Origin of the sequence: Deinococcus aetherius (assembly GCF_025997855.1) — a bacterium.
Taxonomy (GTDB): Bacteria; Deinococcota; Deinococci; order Deinococcales; family Deinococcaceae; genus Deinococcus; species Deinococcus aetherius.
The window spans coordinates 2,706,368-2,726,736 of the sequence record NZ_AP026560.1 but is presented as its reverse complement, the minus strand read 5'-3'; the positions used below and the strand labels follow the sequence as shown (position 1 = coordinate 2,726,736).

Below are 20,369 nucleotides of genomic sequence, written 5' to 3'. Positions count from 1 at the left end.
CGTGGTGCCCACGGTCACGGAGCTTCCCACGCCGGACCCGCGCGTGCGGATGTTCCGGTCGGACCCGGAGGTGGACTGCTTCGCCGTGGTCACGCGGCGGCACGTGGTCGTCGTGGACACTTTCGGCACCCCGGGGGAGGCCGCGCAGATGCTGGCGCTGCTGGGGGACGATCTGGCCGGTCGCTCCCTGCTCGTCGTCAACACGCACAGCCACTTCGACCATGCCTGGGGCAACGCGCTGTTCGCGCCGGGCGGCCCGCATCCCGCACCGATCCTGGGAAGCCGCCTTGCCGGGGAAGTCCTGCGGTCACCGGAGGCCCAGGCCAAGCTGGCGCGCAAGCAGGAGGGGGACGCCCGCTTCGCCGGGGTTGTCCTGCACCCGCCGACGGTGACCTTTGGCGGCGCCCTGACGGTGGACGGGGGAGACCTGACGCTGGAACTGCGACCGGCGCCCGGGCACAGCGCGGATCAACTCGCCGTGTGGATTCCCGAACTCCGCTTCCTGCTCGCGGCGGACGCCCTGGAATTCCCCTTTCCCTATGTCGAGAAGGACGCCGACCTGCCCGTGCTGCTCGCCACCATGCGTGACCTGAGGGCGCTGGACCCGGCGGTGGTGTTGCCGTGCCACGGCGGCCAGCACGACGCGTCCCTCGTCGAGCACAACCTCGCCTACTTCGCCCGCCTGGCCGCTCACCCCGACACCACCTTCGAGGAGGCCCTCGCCGACCTGGGACTGGCGGACGTGCCGAACGCCGACTTCTACCGGGACCTGCACGGTTTGAACGTGCGGGCCACCCGGGCGGCCCTTCGCTAGCGCACCGTTTCCCTGCCAGGGCTCGCCGCGTACTCCTCCCGGTACGCCCGCTGGAGGTGCGGGAGGGTCGGCGAGAGGGCGATGGCGCGAATCAGGGAGCCCCCTATCCGCAGACGGCCTTGAGTCATCGCCGTCATCGGATTCAGTTCGCCGAGCCAGAAGGGGTGAGCGGCGTCCCCGGCCATGCGGAAGGTGAGGTCGGCGGGGAGGCTCGCGGCCTCCGGCCCGAACGTCACCTGAACCGTCTGCCCGTCTCGCCCGTCCACCCGGGCGTGGAGGTCGGGATCGGAGATGACGAAGGCCACGGCGAGGCGCTGGCGCAGGATCAGCCCCGCCTCGTCCCCGGCGTACCCGCGCCGGAAGACCCGTTCGAGGATGGCCTGGAGGTGCGCGGCGTCGCGGTAGGGAGACATGGGGGGCAGTATCGCGGCCCGGAAGCCGTTGGAGGGCGATAGTAGGCCCCTGTACATCTCCCGAGCGGAACATGGGCGTCTCATGGTGCGGCAGGACCAGAGGAGGCAACCCATGAACGAACAACTCCGGCAGACCTTGCAGGCCCTCGGGGGCGGCGTGACGAACGTGGACCCCAGCGCCGCCGCGACCGTCGCGCTCGACTGGCAGCAGACCCTGACCGACGTTCCCGGCGCCGCAACGCTGGCCGATCACCTCGCCCAGCTTCAGGGTGTGCTGTCCTCCGGTGACCTGGAGGAGGCCGCCCGCCTCCTGCCCGCCCTCGCCGACGAGACCGAACGCCTCGCCGCCAACGCCCCCGCCGAGGACCAGGACGGCCTGCGCCAACTCGCCGCCCTTCTGCGGGGGTGACTCGGCACCTCCTCCGCGCACTACTCTCGGCGGGTGTCCGTCCCGCCCGAGCTGACCTTCACCCACGAGCCGCTGTCCCTGATTCTCCCCGCCGTGCGCGCGGCCCTGGCGGGGCGGGGAGAGGTCGTCTTCACCGTGCCCGACCCCGACCTGGGCGCGGGCCTCTACGCGGGCGAGGCCACCCCGTCCGGTCTGCATCGCCCGTGGCAGGTCTGGGCCGACCTCGCCGACCTGCTCGGCGCGCACCTGCTGACCCCGGAGAAGGCGGGGGAGGGGCGGGTCCGAGTACGGTTGCGGGCCTACGTGAACACCCCGGCTCCCGACGCACGGGGCTACGGCACGGGGGGCGACTGGGCGCGGGTGGACAAGCTCGAAGACCCCGTCTTCCTGTTCACGCTCGTGGAGGCGCTGCGGCGGGTAAATCCTCCCCCGGGCGGGCGTGTGCTCGCCGTCGGCGTGAACGCGGGGCAGGAACTTGGCGCCCTGGAGCTGGCCTTTCCCGACCGGACCCTGGGCGTGCTCGGGGTGGACCTCGACGACTCGGCTCTCGCGCTCGGCCGCGCCCGGCACCCGGGGGCCACCTTCCGCGTCCTCGACGTGAACACGCTGCCCAACCCCTCGCTGGGCCGCTTCGACCTCGTGCTGGCGCTGAGCGTGCTGCAAAGCCCCGGCGTGCGGCAGGAGGACGTGCTGCGGGCCCTGCGCCGGGAGCACCTGACGCCGACGGGCGGCCTGATTCTCGGCTTCCCGAATGCCCGTTACCAGGACGGTTTTCTGAGCCACGGCGCCCGCACGCGCAATTTTGCCCGCCCCGACCTCAGCCTCCTCCTCGCCGACGTGGCCGCCGCCCGACGCGGGCTTCAGAAACACGGCTTCAAGGTGTTCGTGACGGGCAAGTACGAGGTGCTGGTGACGGCGATCCCGGCGGGGGTGCCCACGCCGCGCGGGCTGGAACTGTAGAAGGGCGACGAAGAAGGCGGCACCCAGCCCACGTAGGACCCGTGCCGCCGTGAAAATCCTTTGTGCCCGGGGGTTACTCGGTGTCGCTCGGCCCCGGCAGTCCGCCCCCGCCCGCTCCGGTCAGGCCCTGGAGGTTCTGCTCAAGCTCGCCTAGCTTCTGCTCGGAGTCCACCCCGCCCTCCAGCCCGTTCGCGTTCATGTCGCCGGAAGCGCCCTGCATCCCCTCCTCGACCGTGTCCTGCAGGTCGATGTCGCTGGGATCGTTCAGTTCCCGGTTCTTGTAGTCCGTCATGCCGCTCATCCTCCCGGACCTTCGTGAGCCGCGCGGCGGCGAGGTCCCAAGCGGCCTTTACCGAGAGCCACGGCACCACAAAAAAGGCCCCCCGCCGGGAGCCCTGAGCTGACCGCTCTCCCTCACCTGCGGCTGCCCACCGCCAGCAGCGCCCCGAAGAGGGCCAGGTTCTTCATGAAGTGGGTCTGCTGGTGGAAGCGCTCGGACCCGCTCTTGTCCCAGAAGGGGTGGCCGATGACGGTGGTCGGAACCAGGCTGGCGGCGAGGGCGGTGCTCGCGGCACGCGGCGCGATTCCCAGGGCGAGGAGCGCCCCCGCACCCACCATCACGGCGCTGTTCGCCTTGACGGCGAGTTCGGGCTGGGGAATCTCGGCCCCCTTGGCCGCCCGCACGATGGGCTCGGGGTTTTGCAGGTGGTCGATGCCGTTCTTGATAAAGATACTCGCCAGCAGCGCCCGTCCGATAAAGCCAGTCACACCCATGCCCCATCCTCCTTTGGTCTGGGGGGAGTGTAGCGCACGGCGGGACGAATGACCCCGGGCGCTCGGGCGCTACAACTGCCGGTGCAGCTCGCGCAGCAGCCCCCCGACCGCCTCCACCCCCGCCCGGAGCAGCCGCACGTACTCCTCCGCCGTGATCGGGCCCTCCTCCGCCCCGCCCTGCGCCTCGATCAGGAGGCCCGTGTCGGTGGCGACCACGTTGAGGTCGGCGCGGGCCACCTTGTCCTCGGCGTAGTCGAGGTCCACCCGCAATTCGTCGCCGACGAGCCCCACGCTCGCCGCCCCCACCACATGCGTCAGGGGCCACTCGGAGAGCCTGCCCGAGAGGATCAGCCGGTCGGCGAGGTCGTGGAGGGCCGCGTACCCGGCGAGCACGCTGGCGACGCGAGTGCCGCCGTCGGCCACCAGCACGTCGCAGTCCACGTAGAGGGTCTGGCCCCGGAAGTGCCGCAGGTCGATGCTCGCCCGCAGCGCCCGCCCGAGCAGGCGCTGGATCTCGTGGCGCCGCCCGTTCTGGAGGTTGCGCTCGCGGGCCTGACGGTCGGTCGTGGCGCGGGGCAGCATCGCGTACTCGGCGGTCAGCCAGCCCTCCTTCTTGCCGCGCATGTGGGGCGCGGGCTTGTCCTCGACGCTGACGGTGGCAAGGATTTCGGTGCGGCCCAGTTTCAAGTGGGCGCTGCCGGGCGCGTGCGGGTTCACCCCGCGCTCCACGGTGAGCGGGCGTGGGGTCAGGACGCCCCGGCCCACGCGGGCGGGGAGGGAAAGGGTCAAGTGGTCACCTGCGTCACCCGAGTATTCTGCCCGCCTTCCCCCACCAGCGTGGTGATGACGGGCCGCGCCCTCTCCGGGTCCCCCGTCACGAGGTAAGTGACGCTTCCCCCCCGCTCCCCCTCCCGCAGCAGCCCCGAGCCGCACAACACGTTGCGGGTGTGCCGCGCGACCGCCGCCCCGCTGTCCACCAGGGCGAAGGTGTCCCCGAACTCGGCGCGGATGCTCCCCGCGAGGAAGGGGTAGTGGGTGCAGCCCAGGACGAGCTGGTCGGCCCCGGCGTCCCTCAGCGGCGTGAGGACCTCCCGCAGCACCTCCCGCGCCTCGTCGCTCGCCGCCCGCCCCGCCTCCACTAGGGGCACGAGGTCGGCGCTCACGACGGTCAGGACCCGCACCCCGGCGGGCTCGGCCCACTGGCGGATCACGTCTTGCAGCAGCGAGCCGCGCAGGGTGCCGGGGGTCGCCAGCACCCCCACCACGCCCGACTCTGTGGCCGCCACGGCGGGCTTGACGGCGGGCACCAGCCCGATGATCGGGAAGGGCTCATCCCCTGTGCCGTACCGCTCCCGCAGGTGGGTCAGGCTGAAGGCCGAGGCCGTATTGCACGCCACGACGACCCCCTTGGCCCCCCGCTCGTGCAGCGCCGCCACCGCCCGGGCCGTGAGGTCCCGAATCTCCTCGTCGGGCCGGGCGCCGATGGGCACGTGCGCCGTGTCCGCCAAGTACAGGAAATCCTCCCCCGGCAGCGTCCGCCGCAGATGGGCCAGCACGCTCAGGCCGCCGACGCCGCTGTCGAAGACTCCGAGGGGGGCTTCACGGCTCATCGGGGAAGATCATAGAGGAGAAGTGTGGTAGACTCCGAGTACTGGGGTATACGCCCAAGACGGACGCCAGTCCGAATCGCCCCAGCGCCGCCACGCAAGTGGTTCCGACCAAGATCGGAATGACCAAGAGCTCGGGAGTTTTGTTAAAGGTCCTCGTGATCTTTCGGCCTTCGGTATCAAGCCTCTTGCGGTCCGATCCACACCCTGGATCGGACTATTTTTATGGTGCTCGTTTGACGGGCTTTCCAAGCTCGGCGTTAGCGAGTAACCGCGAATAGGGGTTGACAGGGTGGGGGGAGAAATGGCAAAGGGACGGTGCTCATGTGCCGTCCCGACCTCAGTCTACTCCCCATTCCCGACGCCCTGCGACGCCTGACGGTCTGGCTGACCCCCCAGATGCCATCCAAGCTGGTCCACCCCCACGAGAAGATCAGTGACGCCGAATTGGTGGCGGTGGCCCTATTGCAGCGGATTCACAAAGCACCCTACTTCAGGGGCTGGTGGAGGATGCTCAAACTCAACCACTGTCCCCATTACCCTTCGGAGGTCCAGGCCCGTACCCGGCTGGAACGCTTGACCCCTGTGATCGAGGGCGCGAGTGTCGAAGTCCAGGCACTGGACTTCGTGGCCGTGGACTCCGAACCCCTCCCAGTCTGCACCTTCAAGCGCGCTCCCCGTTGCAAGTTCAAGGGGGCACGACACGGCTTCAGTACCTCCGGCCCGGTGTATGGGTTCAAGCTGCATGCCTGGACGACCCTGAATGGCAAAATCGCCCAGTACGTGCTCCGGCCCGCCAACGAGCATGACTTCACCGTCGGGTGCGTGATGAACCGCGACTGGCCCACCTTCGGTGGGCCGAAGCAGATTGGGGACAAAGGCTATCAGTCCGGCACGTACCTGACGCCACCCAAAAGCAATGCCAAGCGTCCTGACCCTCGTTGGAAAGACGAATATGCGGCTGCCCGCAAGATCATCGAGTCGGCGTTCTCGGTGCTGGTGGGTTCCGGCTTGCGGTGGGGGCAGGTCAAGACGATGGCGAGCTTGCGGCTCAAGGTCGCCCTCCTCGTCCTCGCCCACAACCTCAAGTTCTTTGACCTCCCCGCCTAATCACACTTGGCGCTCCGAGTCAATCCCTATTCGCGGTGAGTAGGAGCGCAAAACTTACCCGATCACCTCTCCGGCGGTTTGACCCTCCTTTAGTACGCCAGAAGGCGGTCTCAACAGTGAGCCGAAGCTTGCGTGCTTATTTATCGAATCTTACGTTGATGTATATCTCGTACTCAACCTCTATACCATCTTGTGTCAAGGATGTTATGTGTATCTTTGTGTAGTCGCGAGTGGGGTTGTGATACAGTTTCGCTCCCATCAAGTTCCGCACAATATTAGGTAGATTATGGGACAATTGCCACCGCTGAGTATCGAAGGTGCGCTCATTCTGTGGTCGGCTTTTGCGAGGACCGTAATGTAACGCTGTATCATCGCCCTCCTTCCATGCATGCGTAAAGCAGTGATCCGAGAAATCAATGATGACTACAAACTGCCGCTCGGGTTTCGATTCAGAAGCGGGTTGCACGTAAATATATTCTAAGGTGTTGAGGTGAGCTAGCGTGTATTGCACACCCTGATAGAAGAAAGGGGCATACGGACTGCCCCAACGCTGTCGGTCCACCTCTGCATCCTATAACTTTTGATCCACAACTAAGGTTTAACCCGCTTTCGCGGAATAAAATCGCGTGACTATACCTAATATTTTATGTTAACACCTCGCGGATCGTCTCTCCCAGCGCCTTCAACCCGGTGTCGATCTGCTCCGGCGTGGCGCTCGAATAGCTCAGGCGCATGGTGTTCGCGCCGCCGCCCAGGGCGAAGAAGGGGGTGCCGGGCACGTACGCCACCTTGCGCACCACCGCCCGCGCGAGCATAGGCTGGGTGTCGATGCCCTCCGGCAGCGTGACCCACAGGAACATGCCCCCCTCCGGGGTGGTGTGGTGGATGCCCGCCGGGAGGTGTTCCCCGATCTTGGCCACCATGTCCCGCGCCCGCTCCCCGTACGCCCGTTTCACGATCTCGATCTGGCGCGGCATCACGTCGTCCACGAGTTCGGTGACGATCATCTGGTTGAGGGTCGGGGTGTGGAGGTCCGCCCCCTGCTTCGCCTGCACCACCTTCCCGATGATGGGTGTGGCGGCCTGGAGCCAGGCGTCGCGCAGCCCCGGCACGAGCGTCTTGGAAAACGAGCTGCAGTAGATGACGTGGCTGTGCTCGGGGTCGCCCGCCATCTCCAGCGCGAGGTCGTAGAGGCCGGGCAACTCCTCGCCCGTGAAGCGCAGCTTGCCGTAGGGGTCGTCCTCGATCACCAGCACGCCGTACTGCGCCGTCAGCTCCACGAGGCGGCGGCGGCGCTCCAGACTCAGGGTGCGCCCTGTCGGGTTCTGGAAGTTGGGGATGGCGTAGAGCAGCTTGGCGGGCTGGGCCTTGAGGACGGCCTCCAGCGCGCCTACGTCGATCCCGTGGTCGTCGGTGGGAAGCTGCACGTAGCGCGGCCCGTACGGCTGGAAGGACTGGAGGGCCCCCAGGTACGTCGGCGACTCCACGAGCACCACGTCCCCCTCGTCGATCAGGACCTTGCCCAGGAGGTCGAGCCCCTGCTGGCTCCCGGTCACGATCTGGACGTTCTGCGGCTCGATCCCGGCCCGCCCGGCGATCCAGCGGCGTAGCGGCAGGTGGCCTTCCGTCGTGGAGTATTGCAGCGCCGCCGCCCCGTAGCGGGTGAGCACCGCGTCCGTCGCCCGGCGCACGTCCTCGATGGGGAACAGTTCGGGGGCGGGGAGGCCGCCCGCGAAGCTGATCACGTCGGGCTCCTGGGTGATCTTGAGGATCTCGCGGATGGCGCTCGCGTTCATGCGCCGGGCACGCTCGGCAATCCGCGCCGTGAAGTCGGGCACGGGCAGGGTGGAGGTCGTCATGGGCTCATCCTACCGCCCGGGGCGCCCGGGGACCGTTCCCGTCCGGGATAGCCGTCCCGCCCCCCACCTCACCCCCCGCCCGTTAGAGTGGAACCCGCCAAAGGAGGCCCCACCATGCTCGTGACCGGAAACGACATCCTGGTTCCCGCCCGCGCTGGAAAGTACGGCGTCGGCGCGTTCAACACCAACAACATGGAGATCACCCAGGCGATCATCCACACCGCTGAGAAATTGCGCTCCCCCGTGATCGTGCAGATGTCGGAGGGCGCCATCAAGTACGGCGGCCAGGACCTCGCCAACATCGTCATCGACATCGCTACCCGCGCCACCGTGCCCGTCGCTCTGCACCTCGACCACGGTTCCTCGTACGAGAACGCGCTGAAGGCGATCAAGATGGGCTTCACCTCGGTGATGATCGACGCCTCGCACCACTCCTTCGAGGAGAACGTGCGCGAGACCCGGCGGGTGGTCGAGGCCGCGCACGCGATGGGCATCTCGGTCGAGTCCGAACTCGGGCGCCTGGGCGGCATCGAGGAGCACGTCGTCGTGGACGAGAAGGACGCCTTCCTCACCGACCCAGGTGAAGCGGTGCAGTTCGTGGAGGAGACGGGGACCGATTACCTCGCCATCGCCATCGGCACCTCGCACGGGGCATACAAGGGCAAGGGCCGCCCGTACATCGACCAGGCGCGCATCGAGCGGATCGGGGAACTCGTCTCCATCCCCCTCGTCGCGCACGGGTCGAGCGGCGTGCCCGCCGAGATCGTTGGGCGGTTCCGCGACTCCGGGGGCGAGATCGGCGACGCGGCGGGCATCGCGGACGAGGACCTGCGCCTGGCCTGCCAGCACGGGATCGCCAAGGTCAACGTCGATACGGACCTGCGCCTCGCCATGACGGTCGGCGTGCGCGAGGTGCTGACGAAAAACCCCAAGGAGTTCGACCCGCGCAAGGTCTTCGGCCCCGCCCGCGAGGTGATGGCCGGGATCGTCGAGCACAAGATGGGCGTGCTGGGGAGCGTCGGCAAGGCGTAGCTCCCGCCTGCCCGCCCCGTCAGGTGCCCGCCGCCAAGGTGACCGGCACCTGACGCCTTTCTGAGCCGGGGTGAGCCTGGGGACGGTGAATTCTCACCCGGGGACCGTATGCTCGCCTTCGGCATGAGAGCCGCCCGCCCTTCCCTTCAGCCGCTGTTGGCCCTCGTCGCCCTGGTGACGGGCACCCTGTCTGTCGCGGGAACGGCCTCGCTTCCCGCGCCGGGCGGGTGGGCGGCGAGGCTGGGGGCGCTGCTGCCGCAGCCGGGGCAGATCGTGCAGTTCATGGAGCAGCAGCCCCGGCTGACCCTGGTGGAGTTGCAGCGGCAGGTCACCCGGGTGGGGGGCAGCCCCGACGCCCTGCGCGCCGTGATGGTCAGCGCGGCCAAGGGAGAGAAACCGGCCTACGACGAGCGCCTGGGGATCACCCGGGGGGAGTTCGAGCGGTATCTGGTCTTTCAGCCCATCCTGAGCGCGACGGGCCGGGTGCTCAAGCTGCCGCTGAGCCGGGAGGGCAACCGCCTGCGCTTCGGGGACGCGCCCGGTCTGGGCGGGGTCCTGCGCGGCCTCGTCCTCGACCTGACCACCGGAGAGCTGCGCACCCCGGAGGGGTTTGCCACCAGGCCCCGGCCCGTGTCGGTGACCACCGCCCCCGACCGCACGCTCGACATTCGCGGCGGCTTCGAGTGGGTGATCAAGGGCAACAGCCCGGTCACCCAGAATGGGGTCAACGGGCAACTGCAACTCCTGCAACTCGGGGGCGGGCAGGTCATCTTCAGCTACTACCGCCTCAGCATGTTGCACGGGATCATCAACGAGGGTGGCGTGATCTTCGGCTACACGCGCTGAGGCCTGCCCCCCGTTTCCTGAGCCGAAGATGACGCGCCCCTGACCTCACTTCAAGGGTTCCTCACCGCCCCTTCAGAGCGCGTCACCGGGCCCTCGCTAGCTTGAAGGATATGAGAAACAAGAAAGCTATTCTCCTGCTCGGGGCGGCCCTGATCCTGGGCGGCGGGGCGACGGCGAACGCGGGAAGTCTCTCGCCGACCCTGCTGGAGCGGGCCAAGCGCGGCGACCAGAGCACGGTCGGCGTGATCGTGCGCTTCAAGTTCGCCAACGACGCGCGGGGCCGCTCTCTTTTCCGCAACGCCCGCGCGCAGCTCCAGAACCGCATCAACCAGCTCGGGCCCGCCGCCGGGTTCGTCACCCAGGCGCTGAACTCGGGTCGGGGCACCCAACTGTGGCTCGACCAGAGCGTGTTCCTTCCCCTGACGCCCGTGCAGGCCCGCGTGCTCGCCGCGCTGCCCTTCGTGGACACCATCTTCGAGAACTTCCGGGTGCAGGTGCCGCGCGCCGTGGCCCTCAGCAACGCCAGCGCCCCCAGCGGCACCCCCTGGCATCTCCAGAATATCGGGGCGCCCCAGGCGTGGTCGGCGGGCTTCCGGGGCCAGAACGTGCGCATCGGGCACCTCGACACCGGGATCGACGCGGGCCACCCCGAGCTGTCGGGCAAGCTCGCCGCCTTCGCCGAGTTCGACGCGAGCGGCGACCGAGTGAACAGCGGCCCTCACGACACGGGCAACCACGGCACCCACACGGCGGGCCTCCTCGTCGGCAAGAGCGTGGGCGTGGCGCCCGACGCGCGGCTCATCAGCGCCCTGGTGCTGCCCAACGGCGAGGGCACCTTCGCCCAGGTCATCGCGGGAATGCAGTACGTCCTCGACCCCGACAACAACGCGGACACCGACGACGGCGCCGACGTGGTGAACATGAGCCTGGGCATTCCCGGCACGTACGACGAGTTCATCACCCCGGTCCAGAACATGCTCAAGGCGGGCGTGGTCCCCGTCTTCGCCATCGGCAACTTCGGGCCGAACGGCTCGACGACCGGCAGCCCCGGCAACCTCCCCGACGCGGTGGGGGTGGGCGCGGTGGACCGGAACGGGCAGGTCGCCAGCTTCAGCAGCCGGGGCCCCGTCGCGTGGCAGGGCCAGATCAACGGCGTTTTCACCAAGCCCGACATCGCCGCGCCGGGGGTGGAGATCACCAGTTCGTTCCCGAACGGGGGGTACGGCGCCCTGAGCGGCAGCAGCCAGGCGAGTCCCATCGCGGCGGGTGCCGTCGCCCTGATGCTGAGCGCCAAGCCGGGGACGGGCGTGGACGCGGTCAAGAACGCCCTCTACTCCAGCGCCAGCAACGCGGGCAGTAAGAACAACAACGTCGGGTACGGACTGATCAACGTGCCCGGCGCCCTGGGCAAGCTCGGGGTGAACCTGGAGGGCAACCGGCCCGCGCCTCAACCCCAGCCCCAGCCGCAACCTCAGCCCCAGCCCCAACCTCAGCCGCAGCCTGCGCCCTCGGCGGGCAGGCCCACGGGCCCGGCGGGCTTCGAGTTCTGCTCGATGGAGTTCGAGGACTGCAAGTTCCAGGGCAAGAAGGAGGCCGCCTTCGGGGCGCAGGGCAAGTTCGCCACCGGCATCGGCACGGACGGGTTCAAATGCACGGTGGAGGAGTGGGGTGTCGATCCCATCGTCAACGTGAAGAAGGCGTGCTTCATCCGCGACGTGCAGCCGGGGGGCTCGGCTCCGGCGCCTGCTCCCACCCCGGCCCCCGCGCCCGCGCCCACGCCCGCCCCGAGCGCGGGCAAGAAGCCCTCCGTCCTCCTCGTGGACGACGACGCGGGGCAGGGCACCGACGTGACGAACGCGCTGCGCGAGGCGATCAAGGCGAACGCGGCCTCCGGCGGGGCCTTCGTCTGGAACGTGCAGACCCAGGGCCCCGTGCCCCTGAGCGAGATGGGGCAGGCCGACATCGTGGTCTGGGCGACCGGTGAGCAGTACCAGAACACGATCACCGCCCAGGACCAGAACACGCTGCGCCAGTACCTCGCGGGCGGCGGGCGCCTCCTCGTGACCGGGCAGGACATCGGCTACGACATCGGCACGAGCGACTTCTACCGCGACACGCTGAGGACCCGTTTCGTCGCCGACAGCGGCGGCACGCCGAAATTCGTGACGCGCGGGGCCTTCGGCAACACGGCCTTCACCCTGAACGCCGACGGCAGCGCCAGGAACCAGTACTACCCCGACGTGATCGCCGACCTGAGCGGTTCGCAGGTCGTCGCGGGCTGGGGCAGCGCGAACGCCAACGCGGGCACGATCAACGCCCAGAGCATCCGGGTGGACCAGAACCGCAGCCGCGCCCAGCAGAAGGTGCAGGACCCGCGCGGGCTCGTCGAGCGCCTCGCCGCCAACGTGGTCGGCTCCATCTTGCGGCAGGTGTTCCAGGGCCAGCAGCCGACTCAGCGCCCCCGCGTCACCGCCCAGAACGCGGGCGAGAACGCCGGAGCCATCGTGGCGAACGACGCGGGCAAGTACCGCACGGTCAACATGGGCTTCGGGCTGGAGGGGTTGAGCCCGCAGAGCCGGGCCACCCTGATGAAGACGAGCTTCGACTGGCTGATGCGGTAAGTGGTCAGCCGGGAGTTGGGGGAGGGGCCAGCGCGGCCGCCTCCCCTCTTCGTGTCCCCCTTTAGCAAGTTCCCACGAGAGGGGAGGCCTCCAGGGATTACGGTTCAGCTATGCCTACTCTTCGAGACATCATGACGCCCAACCCCGTGACCGTGGACCCGCAGGCGACACTCAAGGAGGTCGCCACCCTGATGCTGGAGCAGGACATCGGTGCGGTGCTCGTCATGGAGGGCGACCGCCCGACGGGCATCATCACCGACCGCGACATCGTGATCCGGGCGGTCGCCTACGGGCACGACTCCGGCACGGCGGTCACCGACTACACGACCGGGGACGTGTTCACGATGGACGCGGACACCTCCGTGGAGGACGCCGCCGACGAGATGGGGCGCCAGCAACTGCGTCGCCTGCCGGTCACCGAGAACGGGCGGGTCGTGGGTATCGTCAGCATCGGTGACCTTGCCGTGCGGGCAAGCGGGAACGCGGACGAACAGGCCCTCCAGGGTGTGAGTGTGCCCAGCGACAACCACAACAGTTAGGACACCGAGCGCAACGGCGCGGGCCGCTTGTCTGCCCTCGGCGCCTGGTCTCACGTCTCACCTCGCTCGTCAGACGACCAGCCCGCCCATGAGCCCCCGGGTGGTCCGGTCAGGCTTCCTTCAGTTCCCCCGCCCACACGTCCGCGTGGTCGCGGGCGAACTGCGTGAAGGGGATGGGATCACGGCCGGTGACGCGCCGCACGTCGTCCGTCACCTCTGCCGAGTGCCCCCCGCGCACGGCGCCGTACAGGGCCGACATCAGCCCCACGTAGGCCTCGGGGGCGCCCCCGGCGCGCATCGTCTCCTGAAGCTGCTCGTCGCTGATGGGCACGTACCGCACGTCCCTCCCGGTCGCGCCCGAGATGGCCGCCGCCACCTCGTCGCGGTCCAGGGCCTGCGGGCCCGTGATCGTGTAGGCCTGCCCCGCGTGCCCTTCCCCGGTGAGCGCCGCCACCGCGACCGCCGCGATGTCCCGCGCGTCCACGAAACTCGTCTTGCCGTCGCCTGCGGGCTCGTACAGGGCGCCGCCCCGGAGCATGTCCGCGTACATGGTCGAGTAGTTCTGCATGAACCAAGAGGGGCGCAGGAAGGTCCAGTGAGCCCCCGACGCCTCGATGTGCCGCTCGACCTCACGCAGCGGGTTGTCGCTGTGCTGGGCGCCCATCGCGCTCAGGCGCACGATCTGTCCCACGCCCGCCTCCCGCGCGAGGTCCACCACGCGCTTCACGGGTTCGGCGGGCATGTCGCCGGGCGAGGCCAGGTACAGGGCGTCCACGCCCCGCAGGGCTTCCCTCACGCTTGCCTCGTCCGCGTAATCGAAGGGCACGACCTCCGCACCGGGAAAAGCCTGCCGCGCCTTGTCCACGGTGTGTGCCCCGACGCGGACCTCCACGCCTCGCTCCTGAAGCTGACGAACGACCTCCTGGCCGACCTTGCCGTTGGGGGTGGTGACGAGAACTTTCATGGGGCTCCTTTCGCGACCTTGTGGCCGGATGGAGGCACCTTACGGCCAAGCAGTGTGTTTTGTAAAGTACCTACCTTCTGGTGCGTTAGTGGGAGACACGTGGTATATGGGGAACATGACCGAACAAGCCGCCGACGTCTTGAGCAGGCACTGCCCCAGCCAGGGCGTGCTGGAGATGGTCACAGGCAAGTGGAGCGTGCTCGTGCTGTACGCCCTGCGCGCAGGGACGCTGCGCTACAGCGAGCTGGAACAGGCGGTAGACGGCATCTCGCAGAAGATGCTCACCCAGACCCTGCGCGACCTGGAGCGCAACGGTCTGGTGGCGAGGACCGCGTACCCCGTCGTGCCGCCCCGAACCGAGTACCGCCTGACCGACCTGGGTGCGAGCCTGGAAGGCATCGTCACCGACCTGGGGAGGTGGGCCCAGAACAACATGGGCGCCGTGCTCGTCGCGCGGCAGGATTACGACGGACGACGCGGCGGACAAGCCCAGGCCAGGTGACACGACAAGAGCCGTCATGCTGAAGAGAAGGGCTCCCCTGAACAAGGAGGGCATGCCCCGTTCAGCATGACGGCGTTCTTTTGTCCAGCACTTCAAGAACCAGCACTTCAAGAAGAGGAATCGCCCTCGTCCTTCGGCCCGGTTACCTCCGCAGGTCGCGCAGGCGGCGGTACAGCTCCCGCTCCTCGTCGCCGAGGTCCTTGGGCACGGTGAGGTTCAGCCGCACGTAGAGGTCCCCGCGCGTGCCGTCCTTCTTCGGCCAGCCCTGCCCGCGTAGCCTCATCCGGCGGCCCCCGCTGCTTCCGGCCGGAACCTTGAGGTTGCCGCTGCCGCCGAGCGTCTGCACCGTCACCTCCCCGCCGAGGGCGGCCACGGGTGCGGGCACGTCCACCGTGGTGATCAGGTCGTCGCCGTCGAGGTCGAAGCGGGCGTCTTCGAGCACCCGGATGGTGAGCAGCACGTCGCCGCCCCCCGGGGCCTGCCCGGCGAGGCGCAGGCGGCTGCCGTCCCGGGTCCCGGCGGGCACCCGCAGGCTCAACCTCTTGCCGTCCACGTTGATCACCTCGTCCGAGCCGCCGTAAGCCTCCTCCAGCGTGACCTGAAGCTCGCCCTCCACGTTCTGCACGAATCTCCGCCCCTGGGTGCCGCCGATGCCGCCGAGCAGGTCTTCGAGATTCACCTGCCCCCCCGAGAAGCCGCCCCCACCCTGAAAACCACCGCCGCGCCGTCCCCCCATGCCGAATAAGCCCTGGAAGAAATCGCTGAATTGGCTGGGGTCGAAGCCCGCGAAGTCGCCGCCCTGGAAGTTGCCCGCGTCGCCGTAGCCCGGCGGCACCTGCCCGGTGTGCCCGAACTGGTCGTACAGCCTGCGCTTCTCCGGGTCGGAGAGCACCGCGTACGCCTCGCCGATCTCCTTGAACTTCTCGGCGGCCCTCTCATCGCCCTGGTTCTTGTCCGGATGGTAAGTCTTGGCAAGCTTGCGGTACGCGCTCTTGATGTCCGCGTCCGAGGCGCCGCGCGAGACGCCGAGGACGTCGTAGTAGTCCTTGTATGCCATAGGGAGCCCTCAGCTTTCAGCCGTCAGCCCTCGGCGAACAGCCTTCGCCCCAGTCCTGCTGGGAGCTGAAGGCTGACCGCTTACTGCTTCTTGCTCACCACCACCCGCGCCGGGCGCACCAGGCGGTCTCCCATCCGGAAGCCGGGCTGGTAGACCTGCACGATCACGTCGTCACCTTCGCCGGGCACGACTTGCAGCGCCTCGTGCCACTGCGGGTCGAAGGTCTCGCCCTCCTTACCCGTCGCCTCCAGACCCAGATTGCCGAAGACGCGCAGCACGGTCGCCTGGACGGCCTGCACGCCGGGGATGAGCTTGGAGGCGTCGCCGCTGCCCATGCTCACCGCGCGGTCGAGGTCGTCGTAGACGGGCATCAGCGCCTCGGCGGCCCGGGCGACGCCCTGGCTCTGGGCGGCCTGCACGTCCTCCTGGGTGCGGCGGCGGTAGCTCTCGAAGTCGGCGGCGAGTCGGCCCAGGCGCCCCCTCAGGTCGGCGTTCTCCTTCTCCAGCTCGCCTACGCGCTCCAGCCGCGCCATCATCTCCTGCACCTGGCCGAACATGTTCTCGTCGAAGCCGCCCAGTTCGGCGTCCTCGTCCGTGTTGTCGGTCTCGGCGCCTTGGAGGTCGGCGTCGATGGTCTTCGTGTCGGCGCGGGTGTCGTGCTTGTCCTGGGTCGCCTGCTCGTTCGTGTTCTTGAGATCGTCGTTGTTGGTCATGGTCGGGCCTCGCCTTCTGAACATCGGTCAAGGATAGGGGAGAGGGGGCACGCTGGCCGTCCTCTCCCCTTGGGTTCTATGTCTGGAGCGGACGTTACTGGGCGGGCTTGAAGTCCGCGTCGATCACGTCGTCTTCCTGCTGCCGTCCCGCGCCGCCCTGGGGGCCGTCCTGCCCGCCACCCTGTCCGCCCTGGCCCGCAGTCATGAAGGAGCGCAGTTCCTCCTCCAGCCGCTTCTGGGCCGCCTCGATGCGGGCGTCGTCGTCACTGCGCACGGCCTCCTCGGCCTCGGTCGCGGCGGCCTGCAGGCGGTCCTTGGCCTCCTGAGGAGCACCCTGGTTCTCCTCGATCTGGCCGAGGGCCTGGACGCGCAGAGAGTCGAGGTTGTTGCGCTTCTCGACCCGTTCGCGGCGCTTGCGGTCGGCCTCGGCGTTCTGCTCGGCCTCGCGCACCATCCGGTCCACGTCACCCTTGTCGAGGGTCGTGGTGTTCTCGATGCGGATGGAGGCTTCCTTGCCGCTGGTCTTCTCCCTGGCGGTCACGTGCAGGATGCCGTTCGCGTCGATGTCGAAGGTCACCTCGATCTGCGGGCGACCGGCGGGCATGGGCGGAATCCCTTCGAGCTTGAAGCGGCCGAGAGACTTGTTGTCGGCGGCCATCGGGCGCTCGCCCTGAAGGACCACGATCTCCACGCCGGGCTGGTTGTTCTCGGCGGTGGTATAGATCTCGGTCTTCTTGGCGGGAATCGTCGTGTTGCGGGTGATCATCGGCGCGACCATGCCGCCCTTGACCTCCACGCCCAGCGTCAGCGGCGTCACGTCCACGAGAACGATGTCACCCAGGGACGAGTCGCCCTGGATAATGCCCGCCTGCACGGCGGCACCCAGCGCCACGGCCTCGTCGGGGTTGACCGACTCGTTGGGCGTCTTGCCGGTGAGGTCCTGCACGATGCGCTTGACGGCGGGGATGCGGGTCGAGCCGCCGACCAGGATCACCTCGTCGATCTGGTTCGCGCTGAGCTTGGCGTCCGACAGGGCCTGCTCGACGGGCTGGCGCACACGGCGCAGCAGGTCGGCGGTCAGCTCCTCGAACTTGGCGCGGGTCAGCGTGCGCTCCAGGTGTTGCGGGGTGCGCGTCTCGGGGTCGAAGGTGATGAAGGGGAGGCTGATCGTGGTCTCGGAGGCGTTGCTCAACTCGATCTTGGCCTTCTCGGCGGCCTCGATCAGGCGCTGAAGGGCCTGGGGGTCCTTGCGCAGGTCGAAGTTGTGTTCCTTCTGGAACTCGGTGGCGAGCCAGTTCACGATCCGCTGGTCGAAGTCCGCGCCGCCGAGGTGCGTGTCGCCGGAGGTGGACTTCACCTCGAACACGCCGTCGCCCAGCTCCAGGATAGTCACGTCGAAGGTGCCGCCACCCAGGTCGAAGACGAGAACGGTCTCGTTGCCCTTGCGCTCCAGGCCGTACGCGAGCGCGGCGGCGGTGGGCTCGTTGATCACGCGCAGCACGTTCAGGCCCGCGATCTCACCGGCCTGCTTGGTGGCCTCGCGCTGGCTGTTGTCGAAGTACGCGGGAACGGTGATCACCACGTCCTTGATCTTCTCGCCCAGCTTGGCGGAGGCGTCCTGCACGAGCTTGCGCAGCACCTCGGCGCTGACCTGCTCGGGGGCGTAGTCCTTGCCCGAGACCTCGATGCGGACCGAGCCGCCCGGGCCTTCCTTCACCTTGAAGGGGCTGCGGGCTGCCTCCTCGTGCACCTCGTCCCAGCGGCGCCCGATGAAGCGCTTGACCTCGAAGAGGGTAGCTTGCGGGTTCAGCGCGGCCTGGCGGCGGGCGATCTGGCCCACGAGGCGCTCGTCGCCCTTGAAGGCCACGACGGACGGGGTGGTGCGCGAGCCCTCCGCGTTCACGATGACTTCGGGGCGACCGCCCTCCATCACGGCGATCACGGAGTTGGTGGTTCCAAGGTCGATTCCTACGGCTTTCGGCATGTTTGACTCCTTGGGTATGGGGGATGCTGCGCCCTGTTCGGGAACAGTCCTGAAACTGACCACAGCATAAGCCCACAGTTGCTAGCAGTCAATAGAGTTGAGTGCGATACGCTCAAGGCTCAAGGCTGGGTCAAGGATGGGGGTAGGCACTGCCCGGCCCCCGCACATCGCCATTTCGGTTCCAGAGTTTCCCGGCCCGCACGCCCTACACTGAGGCATGACACCCGCACAACGCAGCGAGGGGAGCCGAGCAAGCGGATGAAACGAGCCTCTTGGGGGTGGGGACTGGCCGCCGCCGTGATCGCGCTGCTCCTCCTGATCAGCCTGGTCGCCCCGCGCGGGCGCCCCGGCGAACTGCCGCTCGAAGACTTCACCGCCGCCCTGCGCGACGGGCAGGTAGCGACGGCCAACGTGCAGTACCAGAACAACACCGCCCTGCTCACGGGCAAGCTCGAAGACGGCCAGGAGTACCGCACCCGGACGCTCGCCGCCGACCCGGCCATCAGCCTCGCCCGCCTCCAGGCCGCCGGAGTAAACGTTTCCCTCGCCTCCAACACCCGCCTGAGCCCCCTCGCCGTCCTGAGCGGCCTGCTCACCCTGCTCCTCATCATCGGCCTGGTGGTCCTCCTGCTGCGCGGTCGTCAGAGCGGGGGCACGGACGCCGCGAGCACCTTTGGGAAGTCGAAGGCGGCGGTGATCAGCGAGGGGCAGATCAAGCTGACCTTCGCCGACGTCGCCGGGTGTGACGAGGCCAAGCAAGACCTCCAGGAAGTCGTCGACTTCCTCCGTCAACCCGAGCGCTACCACCAACTCGGCGCCCGTATCCCCCACGGCGTCCTCCTCGTCGGCCCCCCCGGTTCCGGCAAGACCCTGCTCGCCAAAGCTGTGGCAGGGGAGGCCAAGGTGCCGTACTTCTCGATTTCGGGCTCGGACTTCGTCGAGATGTTCGTGGGTGTGGGGGCGGCCCGAGTGCGGGACCTGTTCGAGCAGGCGCGCAAGAGTTCTCCCTGTATCGTCTTCATCGATGAGATCGACGCTGTGGGGCGCAAACGCGGGGTCAACCTCCAGGGGGGCAACGACGAACGGGAACAGACCCTGAACCAACTGCTGGTGGAGATGGACGGGTTCGGGAGCGGGCAGGAGGTGATCATCCTGGCGGCGACCAACCGGCCGGATGTGTTGGACGCAGCCTTGCTGCGTCCAGGGAGATTTGACCGTCAAGTCGTGGTGGATGCACCCGACGTGCGAGGCAGAGAACAGATTCTGCGAATTCACGCTCGCACCAAGCCGCTCGATCCCAGTGTGGACCTGGGGATCGTGGCGCGGAGGACGGCGGGGATGGTGGGGGCGGACCTGGAGAACCTGCTGAACGAGGCGGCGTTGCAGGCGGCACGGGCGGGAAGAAATAGGATCACCGGGCGAGATGTGGACGAGGCCAGGGACCGGGTGCTGATGGGCCCGGAGCGCCGCTCTCTCGTCGTCAGGGAAGCGGACCGCAAGGTCACCGCCTACCACGAGGTCGGCCACGCCCTCGCCGCTCAACTCCTCCCACATGCGGACAAGGCGCACAAGCTGACGATTGTGCCGCGCGGGCGCTCGCTCGGCTCGGCGCTGTACACGCCCGAGGACCGGATGCACCACACTCGCGCGGCGCTGCTCGACCGCATCTGTGTGGCGCTCGCCGGGCACGCGGCCGAGCAGGTCGCCACCGGGCAGATCACGACGGGAGCGGCCAACGACTTCCAGCAGGCGACGAACCTCGCCCGCCGCATGGTGACCGAGTGGGGCATGTCGGGCGTGGGGCAGATCGCGCTCGCGCAGGAGAGCGAGGGGTATCTGGGGTATGGCCCGCAGCAGGGGCTGTACAGCGACCACACCGCCGAGCGCATCGACACGGCGCTGGGCGAGATTCTCAACGGGCAGTACGACCGCGCACTCGATCTCCTCACCGAACACGCGCACGTCCTCCACCGCCTGACCGACGCCCTGATGGCCCGCGAGTTCCTGACGGGGGACGACGTGCGGACCGTTCTCGCGGGGGGGACGCTGCCCGACGTGGCTGTGCCCAGAACCTCGGGCGACTCCGACGGTCCCGCCGCCCACCCCGGGCTGACTCCCGACCCGGCCTGAGCCTGCTCCCCCGAGCCGCCCCAAACACGTCCCGT

General features: G+C 68.5%; 20 protein-coding genes. 10 read left to right on the top strand and 10 right to left on the bottom strand.

The genetic code is table 11. The features are described 5' to 3' along the window. Window positions 1-4: 4 nt before the first annotated feature. Complete coding sequence (locus DAETH_RS13945; protein WP_264775480.1) at window positions 5-814, top strand: MBL fold metallo-hydrolase; 810 nt, start codon at window positions 5-7, stop codon at window positions 812-814. Here DAETH_RS13945 and DAETH_RS13940 read toward each other — a convergent pair. Further along, on the bottom strand, window positions 811-1,227 hold the full coding sequence (locus DAETH_RS13940) for an SCP2 sterol-binding domain-containing protein (protein WP_264775479.1): 417 nt from the start codon (window positions 1,225-1,227) through the stop codon (window positions 811-813). The genes DAETH_RS13945 and DAETH_RS13940 overlap by 4 nt on opposite strands. A 112-nt stretch (window positions 1,228-1,339) precedes the next feature. Between DAETH_RS13940 and DAETH_RS13935 the strand changes: the two genes are divergently transcribed. Next, complete coding sequence (locus tag DAETH_RS13935) at window positions 1,340-1,636, top strand: hypothetical protein (protein WP_264775478.1); 297 nt, start codon at window positions 1,340-1,342, stop codon at window positions 1,634-1,636. A gap of 33 nt (window positions 1,637-1,669) precedes the next feature. Beyond that, on the top strand, window positions 1,670-2,596 hold the full coding sequence (locus tag DAETH_RS13930) for a class I SAM-dependent methyltransferase (RefSeq protein ID WP_264775477.1): 927 nt from the start codon (window positions 1,670-1,672) through the stop codon (window positions 2,594-2,596). 73 nt (window positions 2,597-2,669) lie between these two features. On the opposite strand, the gene DAETH_RS13925 is transcribed toward DAETH_RS13930, so the two are convergent. The 4 genes from DAETH_RS13925 to murI form a co-directional block, all read right to left on the bottom strand. Continuing rightward, window positions 2,670-2,888 carry a hypothetical protein gene (locus DAETH_RS13925; protein WP_264775476.1) on the bottom strand — a complete coding sequence of 73 codons (219 nt, stop codon included), beginning with the start codon at window positions 2,886-2,888 and terminating at the stop codon, window positions 2,670-2,672. Between the two features lie 122 nt (window positions 2,889-3,010). Further along, on the bottom strand, window positions 3,011-3,370 hold the full coding sequence (locus tag DAETH_RS13920) for a DoxX family protein (RefSeq protein WP_264775475.1): 360 nt from the start codon (window positions 3,368-3,370) through the stop codon (window positions 3,011-3,013). A 69-nt stretch (window positions 3,371-3,439) separates the two neighbouring features. Further along, the gene (rph, locus tag DAETH_RS13915; protein WP_264775474.1) at window positions 3,440-4,159 is read right to left on the bottom strand and encodes a ribonuclease PH; all 720 of its coding nucleotides are present in this window, start codon (window positions 4,157-4,159) and stop codon (window positions 3,440-3,442) included. Continuing rightward, window positions 4,156-4,980, bottom strand: coding sequence for a glutamate racemase (gene murI, locus DAETH_RS13910; protein WP_264775473.1), 825 nt, complete (start codon window positions 4,978-4,980; stop codon window positions 4,156-4,158). Before murI ends, rph begins: the two co-directional genes overlap by 4 nt. Window positions 4,981-5,301: 321 nt before the next feature. Here murI and DAETH_RS13905 point away from each other — a divergent pair, with 321 nt between their 5' ends. Continuing rightward, window positions 5,302-6,087 (top strand): IS982 family transposase, encoded by a 786-nt coding sequence (locus DAETH_RS13905; protein WP_264774389.1) that lies wholly within the window; start codon window positions 5,302-5,304, stop codon window positions 6,085-6,087. 644 nt (window positions 6,088-6,731) lie between these two features. Here DAETH_RS13905 and DAETH_RS13900 read toward each other — a convergent pair. Then, window positions 6,732-7,946 carry an aminotransferase-like domain-containing protein gene (locus DAETH_RS13900; RefSeq protein WP_264775472.1) on the bottom strand — a complete coding sequence of 405 codons (1,215 nt, stop codon included), beginning with the start codon at window positions 7,944-7,946 and terminating at the stop codon, window positions 6,732-6,734. Between the two features lie 114 nt (window positions 7,947-8,060). Between DAETH_RS13900 and fba the strand changes: the two genes are divergently transcribed. The 4 genes from fba to DAETH_RS13880 all read left to right on the top strand — a co-directional run bounded on the left by fba (window position 8,061) and on the right by DAETH_RS13880 (window position 12,984). Then, entirely contained in the window at window positions 8,061-8,978 is a 918-nt protein-coding gene (gene fba / locus DAETH_RS13895) for a class II fructose-1,6-bisphosphate aldolase (RefSeq protein ID WP_264775471.1), read from the top strand. Between the two features lie 123 nt (window positions 8,979-9,101). Next, window positions 9,102-9,824: a hypothetical protein gene (locus DAETH_RS13890; protein WP_264775470.1), complete on the top strand. Its 723-nt coding sequence runs from the start codon at window positions 9,102-9,104 to the stop codon at window positions 9,822-9,824. A 110-nt stretch (window positions 9,825-9,934) separates the two neighbouring features. Then, window positions 9,935-12,445, top strand: coding sequence for a S8 family peptidase (locus DAETH_RS13885; protein WP_264775469.1), 2,511 nt, complete (start codon window positions 9,935-9,937; stop codon window positions 12,443-12,445). 110 nt (window positions 12,446-12,555) lie between these two features. Further along, window positions 12,556-12,984 (top strand): CBS domain-containing protein, encoded by a 429-nt coding sequence (locus DAETH_RS13880; RefSeq protein ID WP_264775468.1) that lies wholly within the window; start codon window positions 12,556-12,558, stop codon window positions 12,982-12,984. Window positions 12,985-13,093: 109 nt separating this feature from the next. Here DAETH_RS13880 and DAETH_RS13875 read toward each other — a convergent pair whose 3' ends face one another. Beyond that, window positions 13,094-13,948, bottom strand: coding sequence for an SDR family oxidoreductase (locus DAETH_RS13875; protein WP_264775467.1), 855 nt, complete (start codon window positions 13,946-13,948; stop codon window positions 13,094-13,096). A 115-nt stretch (window positions 13,949-14,063) separates the two neighbouring features. On the opposite strand from DAETH_RS13875, the gene DAETH_RS13870 reads away from it, so the two are divergent. Next, window positions 14,064-14,450 (top strand): winged helix-turn-helix transcriptional regulator, encoded by a 387-nt coding sequence (locus DAETH_RS13870; protein WP_264775466.1) that lies wholly within the window; start codon window positions 14,064-14,066, stop codon window positions 14,448-14,450. Between the two features lie 142 nt (window positions 14,451-14,592). Here the strand turns inward: DAETH_RS13870 and DAETH_RS13865 are convergent, their stop codons facing one another. The 3 genes from DAETH_RS13865 to dnaK all read right to left on the bottom strand — a co-directional run bounded on the left by DAETH_RS13865 (window position 14,593) and on the right by dnaK (window position 18,204). Beyond that, the gene (locus DAETH_RS13865; protein ID WP_264775465.1) at window positions 14,593-15,507 is read right to left on the bottom strand and encodes a DnaJ C-terminal domain-containing protein; all 915 of its coding nucleotides are present in this window, start codon (window positions 15,505-15,507) and stop codon (window positions 14,593-14,595) included. Window positions 15,508-15,587: 80 nt separating this feature from the next. Further along, the gene (locus tag DAETH_RS13860; RefSeq protein ID WP_264777441.1) at window positions 15,588-16,220 is read right to left on the bottom strand and encodes a nucleotide exchange factor GrpE; all 633 of its coding nucleotides are present in this window, start codon (window positions 16,218-16,220) and stop codon (window positions 15,588-15,590) included. Window positions 16,221-16,314: 94 nt separating this feature from the next. Next, the gene (dnaK, locus tag DAETH_RS13855; protein WP_264775464.1) at window positions 16,315-18,204 is read right to left on the bottom strand and encodes a molecular chaperone DnaK; all 1,890 of its coding nucleotides are present in this window, start codon (window positions 18,202-18,204) and stop codon (window positions 16,315-16,317) included. 258 nt (window positions 18,205-18,462) lie between these two features. Between dnaK and ftsH the strand changes: the two genes are divergently transcribed. Further along, a complete protein-coding gene (gene ftsH, locus DAETH_RS13850; protein ID WP_264775463.1) occupies window positions 18,463-20,334 on the top strand; it encodes an ATP-dependent zinc metalloprotease FtsH in 1,872 nt (623 codons plus the stop codon). Window positions 20,335-20,369 lie beyond the last annotated feature (35 nt).

What these genes read in the sequence shown, in the direction of transcription:
- DAETH_RS13940 (WP_264775479.1), bottom strand. Translation starts at nt 1,227, where the DNA reads ATGTCTCCCTACCGCGACGCCGCGCACCTCCAGGCCATCCTCGAACGG.
- DAETH_RS13935 (WP_264775478.1), top strand. Translation starts at nt 1,340, where the DNA reads ATGAACGAACAACTCCGGCAGACCTTGCAGGCCCTCGGGGGCGGCGTG.
- DAETH_RS13925 (WP_264775476.1), bottom strand. Translation starts at nt 2,888, where the DNA reads ATGACGGACTACAAGAACCGGGAACTGAACGATCCCAGCGACATCGAC.
- DAETH_RS13920 (WP_264775475.1), bottom strand. Translation starts at nt 3,370, where the DNA reads ATGGGTGTGACTGGCTTTATCGGACGGGCGCTGCTGGCGAGTATCTTT.
- murI (WP_264775473.1), bottom strand. Translation starts at nt 4,980, where the DNA reads ATGAGCCGTGAAGCCCCCCTCGGAGTCTTCGACAGCGGCGTCGGCGGC.
- DAETH_RS13905 (WP_264774389.1), top strand. Translation starts at nt 5,302, where the DNA reads ATGTGCCGTCCCGACCTCAGTCTACTCCCCATTCCCGACGCCCTGCGA.
- DAETH_RS13900 (WP_264775472.1), bottom strand. Translation starts at nt 7,946, where the DNA reads ATGACGACCTCCACCCTGCCCGTGCCCGACTTCACGGCGCGGATTGCC.
- fba (WP_264775471.1), top strand. Translation starts at nt 8,061, where the DNA reads ATGCTCGTGACCGGAAACGACATCCTGGTTCCCGCCCGCGCTGGAAAG.
- DAETH_RS13890 (WP_264775470.1), top strand. Translation starts at nt 9,102, where the DNA reads ATGAGAGCCGCCCGCCCTTCCCTTCAGCCGCTGTTGGCCCTCGTCGCC.
- DAETH_RS13885 (WP_264775469.1), top strand. Translation starts at nt 9,935, where the DNA reads ATGAGAAACAAGAAAGCTATTCTCCTGCTCGGGGCGGCCCTGATCCTG.
- DAETH_RS13880 (WP_264775468.1), top strand. Translation starts at nt 12,556, where the DNA reads ATGCCTACTCTTCGAGACATCATGACGCCCAACCCCGTGACCGTGGAC.
- DAETH_RS13875 (WP_264775467.1), bottom strand. Translation starts at nt 13,948, where the DNA reads ATGAAAGTTCTCGTCACCACCCCCAACGGCAAGGTCGGCCAGGAGGTC.
- DAETH_RS13870 (WP_264775466.1), top strand. Translation starts at nt 14,064, where the DNA reads ATGACCGAACAAGCCGCCGACGTCTTGAGCAGGCACTGCCCCAGCCAG.
- DAETH_RS13865 (WP_264775465.1), bottom strand. Translation starts at nt 15,507, where the DNA reads ATGGCATACAAGGACTACTACGACGTCCTCGGCGTCTCGCGCGGCGCC.
- DAETH_RS13860 (WP_264777441.1), bottom strand. Translation starts at nt 16,220, where the DNA reads ATGACCAACAACGACGATCTCAAGAACACGAACGAGCAGGCGACCCAG.
- dnaK (WP_264775464.1), bottom strand. Translation starts at nt 18,204, where the DNA reads ATGCCGAAAGCCGTAGGAATCGACCTTGGAACCACCAACTCCGTGATC.
- ftsH (WP_264775463.1), top strand. Translation starts at nt 18,463, where the DNA reads ATGAAACGAGCCTCTTGGGGGTGGGGACTGGCCGCCGCCGTGATCGCG.